The organism is Mesorhizobium sp. M8A.F.Ca.ET.202.01.1.1, assembly GCF_004791595.1.
Taxonomy (GTDB): domain Bacteria; phylum Pseudomonadota; class Alphaproteobacteria; order Rhizobiales; family Rhizobiaceae; genus Mesorhizobium.
In genome coordinates this window covers 1-14,257 of sequence record NZ_SRUN01000006.1, presented here as the reverse complement: position 1 = coordinate 14,257, position 14,257 = coordinate 1, and the positions used below count along the sequence as shown (strand labels likewise).

At 63.5% G+C, this 14,257-nt stretch carries 16 protein-coding genes and 1 pseudogene; 4 read left to right on the top strand and 13 right to left on the bottom strand.

Going from position 1 to position 14,257, the window contains the following annotated elements; all coding sequences use genetic code 11:
- Positions 1-26: 26 nt before the first annotated feature.
- From EN845_RS14785 to EN845_RS14775, 3 genes are all read right to left on the bottom strand, one after another.
- A complete protein-coding gene (locus EN845_RS14785) occupies positions 27-1,181 on the bottom strand; it encodes an ABC transporter permease (protein WP_127871718.1) in 1,155 nt (384 codons plus the stop codon).
- Complete coding sequence (locus EN845_RS14780) at positions 1,178-2,056, bottom strand: ABC transporter permease (RefSeq protein ID WP_127871719.1); 879 nt, start codon at positions 2,054-2,056, stop codon at positions 1,178-1,180. Before EN845_RS14780 ends, EN845_RS14785 begins: the two co-directional genes overlap by 4 nt.
- 396 nt (positions 2,057-2,452) lie before the next feature.
- On the bottom strand, positions 2,453-3,244 hold the full coding sequence (locus tag EN845_RS14775; protein ID WP_127871720.1) for an ABC transporter ATP-binding protein: 792 nt from the start codon (positions 3,242-3,244) through the stop codon (positions 2,453-2,455).
- 138 nt (positions 3,245-3,382) lie between these two features.
- Here EN845_RS14775 and EN845_RS14770 point away from each other — a divergent pair, with 138 nt between their 5' ends.
- Complete coding sequence (locus EN845_RS14770; RefSeq protein WP_127280216.1) at positions 3,383-3,787, top strand: cupin domain-containing protein; 405 nt, start codon at positions 3,383-3,385, stop codon at positions 3,785-3,787.
- Between the two features lie 23 nt (positions 3,788-3,810).
- Here EN845_RS14770 and EN845_RS14765 read toward each other — a convergent pair whose 3' ends face one another.
- The 5 genes from EN845_RS14765 to EN845_RS14745 all read right to left on the bottom strand — a co-directional run bounded on the left by EN845_RS14765 (position 3,811) and on the right by EN845_RS14745 (position 8,839).
- The gene (locus tag EN845_RS14765; RefSeq protein ID WP_127871721.1) at positions 3,811-4,188 is read right to left on the bottom strand and encodes a hypothetical protein; all 378 of its coding nucleotides are present in this window, start codon (positions 4,186-4,188) and stop codon (positions 3,811-3,813) included.
- A gap of 2 nt (positions 4,189-4,190) precedes the next feature.
- Complete coding sequence (hydA, locus tag EN845_RS14760; RefSeq protein WP_127871722.1) at positions 4,191-5,642, bottom strand: dihydropyrimidinase; 1,452 nt, start codon at positions 5,640-5,642, stop codon at positions 4,191-4,193.
- Between the two features lie 64 nt (positions 5,643-5,706).
- Entirely contained in the window at positions 5,707-6,957 is a 1,251-nt protein-coding gene (locus EN845_RS14755) for a Zn-dependent hydrolase (protein WP_127871723.1), read from the bottom strand.
- Positions 6,958-7,371, bottom strand: coding sequence for an endonuclease domain-containing protein (locus EN845_RS14750; protein WP_245511745.1), 414 nt, complete (start codon positions 7,369-7,371; stop codon positions 6,958-6,960). It lies immediately after the preceding gene.
- 139 nt (positions 7,372-7,510) lie between these two features.
- Positions 7,511-8,839 (bottom strand): aspartate aminotransferase family protein, encoded by a 1,329-nt coding sequence (locus EN845_RS14745; protein WP_127871725.1) that lies wholly within the window; start codon positions 8,837-8,839, stop codon positions 7,511-7,513.
- A 207-nt stretch (positions 8,840-9,046) separates the two neighbouring features.
- Between EN845_RS14745 and EN845_RS14740 the strand changes: the two genes are divergently transcribed.
- Positions 9,047-9,700 (top strand): TetR family transcriptional regulator C-terminal domain-containing protein, encoded by a 654-nt coding sequence (locus tag EN845_RS14740; RefSeq protein ID WP_189522877.1) that lies wholly within the window; start codon positions 9,047-9,049, stop codon positions 9,698-9,700.
- 280 nt (positions 9,701-9,980) lie between these two features.
- Here the strand turns inward: EN845_RS14740 and EN845_RS14735 are convergent, their stop codons facing one another.
- Positions 9,981-10,868, bottom strand: coding sequence for a helix-turn-helix transcriptional regulator (locus EN845_RS14735; protein ID WP_127871726.1), 888 nt, complete (start codon positions 10,866-10,868; stop codon positions 9,981-9,983).
- 103 nt (positions 10,869-10,971) lie between these two features.
- Here EN845_RS14735 and EN845_RS14730 point away from each other — a divergent pair, with 103 nt between their 5' ends.
- Complete coding sequence (locus EN845_RS14730) at positions 10,972-11,811, top strand: SDR family NAD(P)-dependent oxidoreductase (RefSeq protein WP_127871727.1); 840 nt, start codon at positions 10,972-10,974, stop codon at positions 11,809-11,811.
- Positions 11,808-12,530 (top strand): SDR family oxidoreductase, encoded by a 723-nt coding sequence (locus tag EN845_RS14725; RefSeq protein ID WP_127871728.1) that lies wholly within the window; start codon positions 11,808-11,810, stop codon positions 12,528-12,530. Before EN845_RS14730 ends, EN845_RS14725 begins: the two co-directional genes overlap by 4 nt.
- Positions 12,531-12,539: 9 nt before the next feature.
- Here EN845_RS14725 and EN845_RS14720 read toward each other — a convergent pair whose 3' ends face one another.
- The 4 genes and pseudogenes from EN845_RS14720 to EN845_RS36775 form a co-directional block, all read right to left on the bottom strand.
- The gene (locus tag EN845_RS14720) at positions 12,540-12,917 is read right to left on the bottom strand and encodes a DoxX family protein (RefSeq protein ID WP_127871729.1); all 378 of its coding nucleotides are present in this window, start codon (positions 12,915-12,917) and stop codon (positions 12,540-12,542) included.
- 69 nt (positions 12,918-12,986) lie between these two features.
- Positions 12,987-13,445, bottom strand: a complete 459-nt coding sequence (locus EN845_RS14715; RefSeq protein ID WP_127871730.1) for a carboxymuconolactone decarboxylase family protein — start codon at positions 13,443-13,445, stop codon at positions 12,987-12,989.
- A gap of 28 nt (positions 13,446-13,473) precedes the next feature.
- Positions 13,474-13,992, bottom strand: a complete 519-nt coding sequence (locus EN845_RS14710; RefSeq protein ID WP_127871731.1) for an Rrf2 family transcriptional regulator — start codon at positions 13,990-13,992, stop codon at positions 13,474-13,476.
- 162 nt (positions 13,993-14,154) lie between these two features.
- Positions 14,155-14,257: pseudogene (locus tag EN845_RS36775) on the bottom strand (IS110 family transposase); the annotation flags it as partial.

The following is a 14,257-nucleotide window of genomic DNA, read 5'->3' as shown; positions in this document are numbered from 1 at the left end:
AAGTTAGTGCCCTAAACCCACCGCCCCTATCCACCACGGACAGAGGGATGCCAAAACGTGACGGCCCTTTCGACAAGGGCGACCACGCCATAAAAGACCGAACCCGCAAGTGCTGCAACTGCGATTTCGGCCCAGACCATGTCGATGTTCATCCGCCCGACCTCGGTCGAAATGCGGAATCCCATGCCGACAACCGGCGTGCCGAAGAACTCGGCGACGATGGCGCCGATCAGCGCCAGCGTCGAGTTGATCTTCAGCGCGTTGAAGATGAAGGGTGCTGCCGCCGGCAGCCGGAGCTTGATGAGCGTCGGCCAATAACCGGACGCATAGGTGCGCATCAGGTCGCGCTCCATATGGCCGGACGCGGCGAGCCCGGCGACCGTGTTCACCAGCATCGGGAAGAAGGTCATGATGATGACGACGGCCGCCTTGGACTGCCAGTCGAAGCCGAACCACATCACCATGATCGGCGCCACGCCGATGATCGGCAGCGCCGAGACCATGTTGCCGATCGGCAACAGCCCGCGCCGCAGGAACGGCACGCGGTCGGCAAGGATGGCGGTGATGAAGCCGCCGCCGCTGCCCACGACATAGCCGAAGAGCACCGCCTTGAAGATGGTCTGCCGGACATCGGCGCCGAGTATCGGCAGCGAACCGGCGATGCGCGCGCCGATCGCGCTCGGTGGCGGCAGCAGGATGAACGGAATGCCGGCGCCTCGCGTCACCGCCTCCCAGATGATCAGGATCCAGGCGCCGAAGATGGCGGGGATGATCAGACGCAAAGCGGTCCGCGCCCAACCCGCTATCGGGCGGAGCCCCGACAGCACCGCGACGCAACGCCAGCCTAGCAGCCAGACGGCCGTCAGCAGCAGGAAATACGGCGCCAGTGCCGCGCCTTCGAAACCTGCGATCCCCGATATCAGCAGCCAGGCGACGAGATGCGCGCCGATGAACAGCACGACGGCCTCTGCGACGGATGGAATCCTGACCATCGAGATCAGCGCCGCGACCACGGCAAGGCCGAGCATCAAGCCCTTCGTTCCCAGATAGGGATAGTTGATGCTCGCCGTCGGGTCCGCAAGCGCTGCCGCTTCCGGCCTCGACATAGCGCCAAGCGCGACCGCGATCAGGCACAGAACGATCGCCAGCACCGCTTGCCAGGAAGGTTTCAGCCAGTTCATGCTGGCCTCCCGCCCATGGCGCGGTCGACGATGCGGCCGGCAATGCCGACCACCATGACCAGAAGTGCCGCCACGATCGAGCCCGCGACCAGCGCCGACCAAATGTCGATCGATTGGCTGTAATAGGCGCCGGCCAAAAGCTTGGCGCCGATGCCGGCGACCGCGCCTGTCGGCAGTTCGCCGACGATGGCGCCGACCAGGCTTGCCGCCACCGCCACCTTCATCGAGGTGAACAGGAACGGCACCGAGGCGGGCACGCGCAATTTCCAGAAGGTTTGCGTGCGGCTGGCATTGTAGGTGTGCATCAGGTCGAGATGCATGATCTCGGGCGAGCGCAGGCCCTTCACCATGCCGACCGTCACCGGGAAGAACGACAGATAGGTCGAGATCATCGCCTTCGGGATCAGCCCGGTGATGCCGATCGCCGCCAGCACGACGATGATCATCGGCGCCACCGCCAGGATCGGAATGGTCTGCGAGGCGATGATCCACGGCATCAGGCTGCGGTCGAGCGTCGCCACATGCACGATGCCGACGGCAATGACGATGCCGAGCGCGGTGCCGAAGGCAAAGCCGAGCAGCGTCGAGGACAGCGTCACCCAGGCGTTGTAGACGAGGCTTCGGTTCGAATTGATGGGCCGCAGAAACGTGTTTTCGAAGAAGTTCACCGCCACCTGATGCGGCGCCGGCAGCGTCGGCTTCGGCTGCGACAGCGTCTTGCCGATGAACTCGACAGTGCCGGGGGTTTCGTTGGCACGGGTGTCGAGATCGCGCTGGAACGGCGCGTTGAGGATGACGGCGAAAACGTACCAGAGCACGATGACACCGGCCAGGATCGATGTCACGGGGACGAGTTTGTCGCGGAAGGTGTCCATCAGGAGGCCTCGCCAGCGAGGCGCCCTCCTCTCCCCATCGGGGAGAGGGTGGCCGGAGCGAAGCGGAGGTCGACCACCTTCGCGCTCGTCATCCTAGGGCGGAGCGACGCGAAGCGTCGCGCAGACCCTAGGATCCATTCCGTGACGTCGATCAAGGAATGTAAGCAGTAGAGAAAATTCCCCTTCGAAGGCACAGCGGAGGGTGCATCGTTTTGCACCGTTGCGGAGCTCAGAACTAACGGCATGGATCCTAGGGTCTGCGCCGCGTCGCTTCGCTCCTTGCTTCGCCCTAGGATGACGAAATCGCGGCGGGCGGCTTCCATAACGCAGGCCGCTGCGCGCCTGCTCCACCCCAGGGTGACGAAGGCGTGGTTGGTCGCTCGCTTGCCGGGGCGCTCAATCATCATAACTATGCCCCGCCCTCAACCCGTCGCGCACCCGCGCGGCGATCGCCAGGAACTCCGGCGTCTCGCGGATGTCGAGCGGGCGCTCCTTCGGCAGCGTCGATTCGATGATGTCGCTGACCCGGCCCGGACGCGGCGACATGACGACGATGCGGGTCGACAGATAGACGGCCTCCGGAATGGAGTGGGTGACGAAGCAGATGGTCTTGTTGGTCCGGCCCCACAGTTGCAGCAATTGCTCGTTGAGGTGGTCGCGCACGATCTCGTCGAGCGCGCCGAACGGCTCGTCCATCAACAGGAGGTCGGCGTCGAAGGCCAAGGCGCGCGCGATCGAGGCGCGCTGCTGCATGCCGCCGGAAAGCTGCCAGGGATATTTCTTCTCGAAGCCGGTGAGGTTGACGAGGTCGAGCGTGCGCTTGATCCGCTCCGCCTGCTCGGTCTTGGACAGGCCCATGATCTCCAGCGGCAGCGCCACATTACGCTCGATGGTGCGCCAGGGAAACAGGGCGGCTGCCTGGAAGACATAGCCATAGGCGCGTTTCTCGCGCGCCTGTTCCGGCGTCATGCCGTTGACCGAAATCATCCCCGAAGTCGGCTTCTCCAGATCGGCGATGACGCGCAGCAGCGTGGTCTTGCCGCAGCCGGACGGCCCGATGAAGGAGACGAACTCACCCTTGCCGATGGTCAGGTCGACATTGGACAGCGCCTGGACCGGGCCGTCATTGGTCTGGAAGGTGAGGCCAAGCTTGCTTGCCGAAACGACGGCTGGCGAAGATCCCGTCATCGGTTGCGGCCTGCCTTGTCACCGCACCGGGGCGCCGGCTGAAATCCGGTTGCTTTTATCGCGATGTTGTTTTCCACTTGCCCTGTCCCATTGGCCCACCGACCTTGTTCCACTCAATCGACGCCCGGAGTTTCCCCGATGTCGCCCAAACCCACTTGTCGTCTTATTCGCCCTGACAGCACCTATGAAGGCAAGCAGGGGTTGACCTATCTGGCCGGCATCGCGACCGAAACTGTCGGCTCATCCGGCATCTGCATGCACGTGCTGACCATGCCGCCCGGCGCCCGCGCCAAGGCGCATCTGCACGAGAACCACGAAACGGCGATCTACGTGCTCTCCGGCGAAGTCCATACCTGGTATGGCGACCGGCTCGAACATCACATCGTCGTCAAGGCCGGCGACCTCTTCTACATCCCGGCTGGCGTGCCGCATCTGCCGGCCAATCTCAGCAACGCCCCCTCTTCGGCCGTCATTGCCCGCACCGATCCCAACGAACAGGAAAGCGTCGTTCTGCTGCCGGAACTGGATGCGCTCGTCGCCTGACACCGACGCGAGGGTTGTCGCCATCATTTGCACCGGGAGACTTCACCCATCACATTGCCGTCCTCGTCGACGACAGAAAGTTTCTTGGCATTCTTGGCGCTGCGCTTGATGGTGAAGGTGGCCGGCGACTTGCCGTCCTCACCTTCGGCTTCGCACTCGGCCTTGATCATCAACGAGCCATCGGCCTGCGCCTTCGTCTCGGTGAAGGTGCAGGCGCTGGCCGCCGTGATCAGTTCCTTGTCGGTCAGAAGCAGCATCTGATCGGCGGCGACTTCCTGACCGTTCTTGTTGATGCAGCCATACTTGTCGCCATAAGGCTTGCTGAGATCGATGCCGGCTGCCGACGCATGGCCCGCTGACAACAGCGCCGCGGCGGCCATGGCAAGATGAATGGCGCGCATGGTCAAACCCCCGTCGCCGGGATGCCCGTCCGCTCGACCTTGCGCGGCGCGGTGATCTCTTTCCACGTCGACAGCGCCCGGTTGACCGCGGCGTTCGGCTCCCGCCCTACGAACTCGCCATGGCCGGGCTTCGCCTTGACCTCTGCCTCCTCGATCGACAGTTCGCCGCGCGAGAACACGAAGCGCGGCAGGCCGGTCACCTCGACGCCTTCGAACACATTGTAATCGATGACAGACTGCTGCTTCTTCGAAGATATGGTCTTCTTGCGCTGGGGATCCCAGACGATGATGTCGGCATCCGCGCCTTCGACGATGGCGCCCTTCTTCGGATACATGTTGAGGATCTTGGCGATGTTGGTCGAGGTCACCGCGACGAACTCGTTCATCGTCAGCCGCCCGGTGTTGACGCCTCTGGTCCACAGCACCGGCAACCGGTCCTCGAGGCCACCGGTGCCGTTGGGGATCTTGGTGAAATTGCCGAGGCCGAAACGCTTCTGGTCCGTGGTGAAGGCGCAATGGTCGGTCGCCACCACCTGCAGCGATCCGGCCTGCAGGCCCGCCCACAGCGAATCCTGGTGCAGTTTGTTGCGGAAGGGCGGGCTCATCACGCGGCGCGCCGCATGGTCCCAGTCCTTGTCGAAATACTCGCTCTCATCGAGGGTCAGGTGCTGGATCAGCGGCTCGCCGAACACCCGCATGCCTTTCTGGCGCGCCCGCCGGATCGCCTCATGGCTCTGCTCGCAGGAGACATGCACGACATAGAGCGGCACGCCGGCCATGTCGGCGATCATGATGGCGCGGTTGGTCGCCTCGCCCTCCACTTCCGGTGGACGCGAATAGGCGTGGCCCTCAGGCCCATTATTGCCGGCCGCGAGCAGCTTCTGCGACAACGCCGCGACCACATCGCCATTCTCGGCATGGACCAGCGGCAGCGCGCCAAGGTCGGCGCAGCGCTGGAACGACGCATACATCTCGTCGTCGTCGACCATCAGCGCGCCCTTGTAGGCCATGAAGTGCTTGAACGATGTGATGCCCCTGTCGACCACCGTGGCCATCTCGTCGAACACCTGCTTGCCCCACCAGGTGATCGCCATGTGGAAGGAATAGTCGCATGCAGCCTTGGAGGTCTTGTTGTCCCACATCTGCAGGGCTTCGAGCAGCGATTGCTGCGGCGCCGGTAGGCAGAAATCGACCACCATGGTCGTGCCGCCGGCAAGGGCCGCTCGCGTACCTGATTCGAAATCGTCGGCCGAATAGGTGCCCATGAACGGCATTTCGAGATGGGTGTGCGGGTCGATGCCGCCCGGCATGACATAGCAGCCGGTGGCGTCGTACTCATGGTCGCCGTGCAGGTCCGAGCCGATGGCGACGATCTTGCCGTGGCTGAACAGCACATCGGCCTTCCACGTGCGGTCGGCGGTGACGACAGTACCGTTCTTGATGACTTTGGTCATTCATCTGTTCCCTGTTCTCTTCGCGCTTCTTGGTGAGCGGCGTTTCGAATGTAGATCTCTTAGTTCACTCCACGATGACGGCCGTCTCCACCACCGCGTGGAACAGCACATCGGCGCCGGCCGATGCCCATTCCTTGGTGATCTCCTCGGCCTCGTTGTGCGACAACCCGTCGACGCAAGGGCACATCACCATGGCGGTCGGCGCCACGCGGTTGATCCAGCACGCATCGTGGCCGGCACCAGAGACGATGTTGCGGTGCGTGTAACCGAGCCGATCGGCGGCATCGCGGATTGCCTTGACGCAGTCCCTGTCGAAGGTGACCGGATCGAAATGGCCGACCTGCTCGATCTCGTATTTGATATCCAGCGCGTCGCAGATCGTGTCGATGCCTTCGCGGATGCGGCCATCCATGGCATCGAGCACTTCCTTTTCGGGCGAACGAATGTCGATGGTGAAGATGGTGCGACCGGCGATGATGTTGCGCGAGTTCGGATAGACTTCCATGTGCCCGACAGCGCCGACCGCGTCGGGCTGGTAGTCCATGGCGATCTCGTGCACCAGCTCGATCACGCGCGCCATGCCGAGCCCGGCGTTGCGGCGCTTGGGCATCGGGGTCGAGCCGGTATGCGCCTCCTTGCCGGTCAGCGTCACCTGCAGCCATTTCAGGCCTTGGCCGTGGGTGACGACGCCGATGTCGATGTCTTCGTCCTCGAGGATCGGGCCCTGTTCGATATGCAGTTCGAAGAAGGCGTGGATCTTGCGGTCGCCGACCTTTTCGGTGCCCTTCCAGCCGATGCGCTCCAGTTCCTCGCCGAATTTCTTGCCGTTCTTGTCCGTGTGCTCGTAGACGTCGGCCTGGTCGAGCACGCCGGCGAACACACCGGAGGCCATCATCGCCGGCGCGAAGCGCGCGCCTTCCTCGTTGGTCCAGTTGGTGACGACGATCGGATGTTTCGTCTTGATGCCGAGATCGTTGAGCGAGCGCACGATCTCCAGGCCGCCGAGCACACCGAGCACGCCATCATATTTGCCTCCGGTCGGCTGCGTATCGAGATGGCTGCCGACATAGACCGGCGGCAGGCTGGGGTCGGTGCCTTCGCGGCGGGCAAACATGGTGCCCATTTCGTCGACGCCCATTTCGAGCCCGGCCGCATCGCACCAGCGCTTGAACAGATGCCGGCCCTCGCCGTCCTCGTCGGTCACGGTCTGGCGATTGTTGCCGCCGGCAATGCCGGGGCCGATCTTCGCCATCTCCATCAGCGAATCCCACAAACGGTCTGAATTGATTCGCAGATTTTCGCCGGGTGCGGCCATTCAAAACCTCTCCAATTGCGCGGCGTCCCCCTCCCCCTCGAGGGGAGGGTGGCCGCGAAGCGGTCGGGTGGGGTCGCCTGACATAAGCTCGACCTTCCCCTTGACCGCCTGCGCGACATGCCAGGCGCTGTTTATGACATCGGGCTCGTCAACGCGAAAGATATCGAACCCGAGCGAACGCAGATAAGCATCACGAACGGCGTCGTGCTGTTTGCCCTTTTCGTGTTCGTGCAGATCGCCATCCACTTCGACCACCAGTTTCACACCAAAACAGGCGAAGTCGACGATGTACGGTCCAATCGGGCACTGGCGGCGGAATTTGATGCCGGTCGATTTCAGCTCGCGCAGTTCATACCAGAGCAGGGATTCGCCCTTGGTCGCGTGAACTCGAAGCGCGCGCGCCTTCTGGCGCATTTCGAAACTCACGCGAGTCCGGGGCATCAACGGCGGCCTCGCGGCAAAAGATCAGGTCGGCGCCCAGTCGCACCGACCCCACCCGACCGCTTCGCGGCCACCCTCCCCTCGAGGGGGAGGGATATCCGCGCCCAGATCTTCAATCGATAGACCTCAAAACTTCACGCACATGGTCGATCAGTTCGTTGATCTGGCCCTTGGTGATGATCAGCGGCGGCGACAGCGCGATGATGTCGCCGGTGGTGCGGATCAACGCGCCGCGCTCGAACGCCTTGACGAAGGCGGAGAAGGCCCGCTTGGTCGGACTGCCGGCGATCGGTGCCAGCTCGATCGCGCCGATCAGGCCGATGTTCCTGATGTCGATGACATGCGGCTCGCCCTTCAGCGAATGCAGCGCATCTTCCCAATAGGGCGACAGTTCCTCGCCGCGCGTCAGCAGTCCTTCTTCCTTGTAGGTGTCGAGCGTGCCGAGTGCCGCCGCACAGGCGATCGGATTGCCCGAATAGGTATAGCCGTGGAAGAACTCTATCATGTGCTCGGGGCCGGTCATGAAGGCGTCGTGGATTTCCTTCTTGACGAACACCGCGCCCATCGGGATGACGCCGTTGGAGACACCCTTGGCGGTGGTCATGATGTCGGGCGTGACGCCGAAATAATCAGCGGCGAACGGCGCGCCGAGGCGGCCGAAACCGGTGATGACCTCATCGAAGATCAACAGGATGCCGTGCTTGGTGCAGATCTCGCGCAGCTTCTCGAGATAGCCCTTCGGCGGCAGGATGACGCCGGTGGAGCCGGCAACCGGCTCGACGATGACGGCGGCAATGGTCGAGGCATCATGCAGGGCGACGATGCGCTCCAGCTCGTTGGCGAGTTCCGCGCCATGCTCCGGCACGCCCTTGGAGAAGGCGTTCTTCTCCGGCAGGTGGGTGTGCGGCATATGGTCGACGCCGCCCAGCAGCGTGCCGAACATCTTGCGGTTGGTGACGATGCCGCCGACCGAGATGCCGCCGAAATTGACGCCGTGATAGCCGCGCTCGCGGCCGATGAGCCGGGTGCGCGAGCCCTCGCCCTTCACGCGGTGATAGGCGATCGCCATCTTCAACGCCGTCTCGACCGATTCCGAACCGGAATTGGTGAAGAACACATGGTCCATGCCCTTGGGCGCGATGTCGACCAGGCGGTTCGCCAGTTCGAACACGATCGGATGGCCCATCTGGAAGGCCGGGGCGTAGTCGAGTTCGGCGGCCTGGTGCTGGATCGCCTCGGTGATCTTCGGGCGGCAGTGGCCGGCGTTGACGCACCAGAGACCGGCGGTGCCGTCCAGCACCTTGCGGCCGTCGCTGGTGGTGTAGTGCATGTCCTTGGCGGACACGAACATGCGCGGCGCCTGCTTGAACTGCCGGTTTGCCGTGAACGGCATCCAGAATGCGCTGAGATCGTTCGGCGTGACTTTCAGCCGGTTGGACATGACCAAGACTTCCCCTTGTAACCTGTTTCGGTGCGTCCAACGCTTGGTCTTTGCCGTGCTTTCATGCTACGCAAATTTTGACCGATTGGACAAACGTTAGCACCGCCCTGTCGGCGGTCAAGGATTACTAGCGGAAATGCGGCTCCTGAAGTGCGTTCCACAGGCTAGGGAAAAACTGGTCCAGAGAATTGGTCCAGATGACCGTCAATGCGAGGGCCCGCAACGGTGACCATCAGCACGCAAGCCCCTCGCCGCACCCGCATCCAGCAGGAAAAGCGCGAACTGATCCTGGAGGCCGCGCTCGAAGTGTTCTCCACCAACGGCTTCCGCGGCTCGACCATCGACCAGATCGCCGAAGCCGCCGGCATGTCGAAGCCGAACCTGCTCTACTATTTCCGCCGCAAGGAAGACATTCACGAGACCTTGATGGAACGGCTGCTCGAAACCTGGCTGGCGCCGCTGAGGGAACTCGACGATATCGGCGATCCGATGACCGAGCTCAGGAGCTACATCAGGCGGAAGCTGGAAATGGCGCGCGACTTTCCGCGCGAGAGCCGGCTGTTCGCCAATGAGATCCTGCAAGGGGCACCGCGCATCATGCCGCTGCTGGCGGGCGAGTTGAAGACGCTCGTCGACGAGAAGGCCGCCGTCATCAAGGGCTGGATGCGCGCCGGCAAGATCGCCAGGACCGATCCCTGGCACCTGATCTTCTCGATCTGGGCGACCACCCAGCACTATGCCGATTTCGACGTCCAGGTCCGCGCCGTGCTCGGCCCGAACCGCGGCGGCGACGGCCGTTTCGAGGACGCCGCGAGATTTCTCGAGCAGTTATTCTTGGATGGGCTGAAGCCGAAGGGGTAGCGTTGTTGCTGACCTCGGAGATGGGCCGAGGCGCTCACCACTTCGTCATTCTAGGGCGAAGCAAGGAACGTAGCGACGCGGCGCAGACCCCTGGAGCTGCTCCGCAGCCCAAGGAATCCATGCCGTGACGCGGAAGCCCTGCAACGGTTCAGAATTCTGCTCCGCTGCGCTCGACGGCCAAGTCACGGAATGGGTCCCAGGGTCTCCGCGACGCCGCTTCGCAGCTGCTCCGCCCTGGGATGACGAAGCTGGGAGGGCTTTGCCTCAGAACGCACCGTCGTCAGGCGCTGCGCCGTTCGGCCGGCATCGCGTCGAGCAATTGTTGCAGCTTGGCGACCGAGTTCTGCTCGGCGAGCGGCGTGTAGACGATCAGCCGCATATCCGAGCCGTCATCGATCGACAGGCTCATATGCTCGAAAGCCATCAAGCCGGCCTTGGGATGCCGAACGTGCTTCACGCCGGTCAGCCTGCGCGCCACGTCGCGCCGCGGCCACCAGTCACGGAACTCGGGACTTGAACTCATCATCAGGGTGATCAGCCTGTCGAAATCGGGATCGCCGACATATTTGGCGCTTTCGGCACGAAACGAAGCGAGCACCACGCGGGCGAGTTCTTCCCAGTCGACCAGCAGGCGGCGATGGTGCGGATTGGTGAACACCATGTGGACGATGTTTCTGCTGTCGCCCTCCAGCAGGCCATAGTCGCCGAACACAGCCGCCGCGGCCGGGTTCCAGGCAAGCACATCCCAGCGCCGGCCGACCACTTGGGCCGGCTGCAGGACGAGGCTTTGCAGCATATGCAACAGCGTAGCGTCCACCTTCTCGGGCGCCGCCACACGACGTTCCGGCTGCTGGCGGCCGGCGAGAATGAACAGATGCCGCTTCTCGACGGCGTCGAGGCGCAACGCCTCGCAGAGCGCCGAAAGCACTTCGACCGAGGGCCGCACGTCCCTGCCCTGTTCGAGCCAGGTGTACCAGGTGGTGCCGACACCGGCGATCATCGCCACTTCCTCGCGCCGCAGACCCGGCGTGCGCCGTCGCGGACCTGTTGCGATGCCGGTGGCCAACGGCGTCAGCCTTTCCCGGCGCGAACGCAGGAAGGCGCCGAGTTCGCGCCGGCGGCTCTCGTCGGCTGATTGGGTGGGGGCAGCGGAGATGGAAGCGTTCATACCGGCTATTATAGCAGTATTGATACCAGGATAAAGTTTGAACTGTTTGCCGTGGGCGAAGCGTCCCATCTTGCGTTCGGAGCAGCAACAGGAGGCTCTGAACATGGAATTGAAAGACAAGACAATTCTCATCACCGGATCGACCGACGGCGTCGGCCGGGTCGTGGCGCAAAGGCTGGGCGCCTCCGGCGCACGGGTACTGGTGCATGGCCGCGATGCCACACGCGGCAAGGCCGTTATCGCCGAGATCGAAGCCGCCGGCGGCAAGGCCGAGTTTCTCGCGGCCGATCTCGCGTCGCTGGCGGAGGTAAGGCGCCTCGCCGAGGCCGTGCGCGCCAGGACGAGCCGCCTCGACGTCCTCATCAACAATGCCGGCGTCGGCACGGCTGGCGACAAGCGACAGACGAGCGCCGACGGCCACGAACTGCGCTTTGCCGTCAACTATCTCGCCGGCTTCCTGCTGACCTCGGAACTGCTGCCGCTGCTCAGGGCAAGTGCCCCGGCGCGCATCGTCAATGTGGCGTCCGCCGGCCAGCAGGCGATCAACTTCGACGACGTCATGCTGACCCACGGCTATAGCGGCGTGCGCGCCTACTGCCAGAGCAAGCTGGCGCAGATCCTGTTCACCATCGATCTGTCCGAGCAGTTGAAAGGCAGCGGCGTCACCGTCAATGCGCTGCATCCGGCGAGCTACATGAACACCACCATGGTCCGTCAGGCGGGGGTGAAGCCATGGAGTTCGGTCGAAACCGGCGCCGACGCCATCTTGAACCTCGCCACCGCGCAAAAGCTCGAAGGCCGCAGCGGCCTCTATTTCGACGGACTGCGCGAATCCCACGCCGACGCCCAGGCTTACGACGCCAGGGCAAGACATCAATTGCGAAGCCTGAGCCTCGACCTCGTCGGGCTGGCTTCGCCAAAATCGAAGGAAGAACAGTCATGACCGGCACAACCGAACACACAGTCATCATCGGCGGCTCGTCCGGCATCGGCCTGGCGACAGCGCGCAAACTGCTCGGCCCGGGCATGAAGGTCACCATCACCGGGCGCAACCAGGACAAGCTCGTCAGCGCCTGGAAAAGCCTTGGTGGCGCAGCCGACAAGGCCGCCTTCGACGCGTCGAAGCCCGATGAGGTGCGCCAGTTCTTCGATCGGCTCGGTCCGTTCGACCACCTCGTTCTGGCGGCGAGCGGCGGCAAGGGCCTCGGACCGTTCGAGACGCTCGATCTCGCCGACATCGCCGGCGGCGTCGACGAAAAGGTGCGGCCGCAACTGTCCTGCCTGCAGGCCGCGTTGCCGACGTTGAGCAAATCCGGATCGGTCACCTTCATCTCGGCGGTCTCAGCTCAGGTCACCATGCCCGGTGTCGCCGGCATCGGTGCCGTCAACGGCATGCTGCTGACCGTGACGCCGATCCTGGCTGTCGAGCTGAAGCCGCTACGCGTCAACGTCGTGGCGCCCGGCGTCGTCGACACGCCCTGGTGGGATTTTTTGCCGGAAGAACAGAGGCAAGCGGTTTTTGCCGAATATGCGGGAAAAACGCCCGTGGGCAGGATTGGCCGCGCCGAGGACGTCGCCTCGGCGATCGCCTTCCTCGTCTCCAACAGCTTCATGACCGGCCAGGTACTGACCTGCGATGGCGGCCTGCGGTTCGCGGCCTGACTTCGGCCATCAAACGGATTGTGCGATCAGCGTCAGGAACCCACCGCCGAGCGCGACATTGCCGATGAAACCGTTGATGCGGGACGCCCGGTCCGGACCCTGATGATCCCAGAAATTGTGGAACATCGGTGTCGCGACGACCAGGAACAGCACCAGCACCGCGCAGGCGATCGCGGTCCAGAGGCCTGATATCACCAGGAGCCCGGCGATGATCTGCAGGACGATGCCGGCCCACAGCGCCAGCCGAGCCTGCGGCACGCCGCGCGCGGCCATCAACCCGGTCAGGAAGGCCGCGTTCTGGATGTTGCGCAGGCCGGCGAAGACGAAAGCGCCGCCGGCCAGCAGGCGGCCGAAAAACAGCAAGGTCGAAGGCAAATCGGCAGGCATCAAACGCTCCCCTTGAAACAGTAGAAGCGCCGCCTTCTTCGGCGGCGCCCCAACAAACATCCGGACCGATCAGGCCGCCTTGGCGGCCGGCATCGGATGGATGGCGTGGAACGGGATGCAGAGCCGGTTCCAGGTGTTGATCATGCCGACCGCGACGGACAGCTTGACCAGTTCCTCTTCCGAAAAATGCTCCAGCGCGCGCGCATAGAGCTCGTCCGGCACCCCGTTGTCGGCGACCAGCGTCACCGCCTCGGTCCAGGCCAGCGCGGCGCGTTCACGCTCGGAAAACAGCGGCGATTCCTTCCAGGCGGAAACCAGATAGAGCCTTTGCTCGGTTTCGCCGTCGCGCCTGGCTTCGCGGCTGTGCATCTCGACGCAGAAGGAACAGCCATTGATCTGCGAAGCCCTGAGCTTGATCAGGTGAAGCAAGCTCACCTCCAGCCCGCATTCGTCGACCGCCTTGTTGAGAGCCGACACCGCCTTCATGATTTCGGGCGCCTTGGCGAAGAATTGCATTCTCTGTTTCATCGTCTTTCCTTTCGCATCGTCGGGAGGGTTAGGCTTGGTTGGTTGAACTGGATCTCTGCGGCCGCTGATGGCGCTCGACAAAGGCACAGCTCGCGGCAAACGATCTGGGGTCGCCTTCTGCCGCGTAATCCGCCACGATGTCGGACAGCTTCACCTCGGCCAGCGCCGCCCGGTAGGCGCGCTCCGCCTTCAGCATCGCGGCATTGATGCCGCAAGGTTTGACATAGGCCGAGGCATCGATCTTGACCGGACCGTTGCGGCGGATCTCGCCGCAGCGAAACGCGGGTTCGCGGCCCTCGACGGCCAGCACGATGTCGAGCAGTGTGATGCGTTCCGCAGCCCGCGCCAGCCGATAGCCGCCCGCCGGCCCCGGCACCGATTCCAGAATGCGTGCCGCGCTCAACATATTGAGATGCTTCAGGAGATAGCTCGGCGACAGGCCGAACGCTTCCGCCAGTGCCGCGCCCGGCATGGTGCTGTTGCCGTCCACACTGGCCAGCGTCGCCGCACAGTGGATGGCCGCCTCAACGCCCTCGCCCAGCTTCATCGTGATGATCTCCAATTCATGGACATCTTTTATCGTGGATAATTTTTATCGGCAATAGGAAAATGGAGATTGCCTGCTAATTCTGGTGGTTCCGGCACGCCGCTTAGCAAGACTTGGGCTCCTCGCACCCCGCGGAGCGGGGGAGAGCGACTATCTGGGGTGTCAAGTTGCATTTGCGAATTCGCTTCTCGCGTCGCGTGCTTTTGCGTTGAGGATGACGAGAAGTTTTCTGGCGAGTGCGATGCGGATGAGCATTTTGGGCTTT

Bases quoted from the DNA above. Each gene is read 5' to 3' on its own strand.
- EN845_RS14785 (WP_127871718.1), bottom strand. From the start codon at position 1,181: ATGAACTGGCTGAAACCTTCCTGGCAAGCGGTGCTGGCGATCGTTCTG.
- EN845_RS14780 (WP_127871719.1), bottom strand. From the start codon at position 2,056: ATGGACACCTTCCGCGACAAACTCGTCCCCGTGACATCGATCCTGGCC.
- EN845_RS14775 (WP_127871720.1), bottom strand. From the start codon at position 3,244: ATGACGGGATCTTCGCCAGCCGTCGTTTCGGCAAGCAAGCTTGGCCTC.
- EN845_RS14770 (WP_127280216.1), top strand. From the start codon at position 3,383: ATGTCGCCCAAACCCACTTGTCGTCTTATTCGCCCTGACAGCACCTAT.
- EN845_RS14765 (WP_127871721.1), bottom strand. From the start codon at position 4,188: ATGCGCGCCATTCATCTTGCCATGGCCGCCGCGGCGCTGTTGTCAGCG.
- hydA (WP_127871722.1), bottom strand. From the start codon at position 5,642: ATGACCAAAGTCATCAAGAACGGTACTGTCGTCACCGCCGACCGCACG.
- EN845_RS14755 (WP_127871723.1), bottom strand. From the start codon at position 6,957: ATGGCCGCACCCGGCGAAAATCTGCGAATCAATTCAGACCGTTTGTGG.
- EN845_RS14750 (WP_245511745.1), bottom strand. From the start codon at position 7,371: ATGCGCCAGAAGGCGCGCGCGCTTCGAGTTCACGCGACCAAGGGCGAA.
- EN845_RS14745 (WP_127871725.1), bottom strand. From the start codon at position 8,839: ATGTCCAACCGGCTGAAAGTCACGCCGAACGATCTCAGCGCATTCTGG.
- EN845_RS14740 (WP_189522877.1), top strand. From the start codon at position 9,047: ATGCGAGGGCCCGCAACGGTGACCATCAGCACGCAAGCCCCTCGCCGC.
- EN845_RS14735 (WP_127871726.1), bottom strand. From the start codon at position 10,868: ATGAACGCTTCCATCTCCGCTGCCCCCACCCAATCAGCCGACGAGAGC.
- EN845_RS14730 (WP_127871727.1), top strand. From the start codon at position 10,972: ATGGAATTGAAAGACAAGACAATTCTCATCACCGGATCGACCGACGGC.
- EN845_RS14725 (WP_127871728.1), top strand. From the start codon at position 11,808: ATGACCGGCACAACCGAACACACAGTCATCATCGGCGGCTCGTCCGGC.
- EN845_RS14720 (WP_127871729.1), bottom strand. From the start codon at position 12,917: ATGCCTGCCGATTTGCCTTCGACCTTGCTGTTTTTCGGCCGCCTGCTG.
- EN845_RS14715 (WP_127871730.1), bottom strand. From the start codon at position 13,445: ATGAAACAGAGAATGCAATTCTTCGCCAAGGCGCCCGAAATCATGAAG.
- EN845_RS14710 (WP_127871731.1), bottom strand. From the start codon at position 13,992: ATGAAGCTGGGCGAGGGCGTTGAGGCGGCCATCCACTGTGCGGCGACG.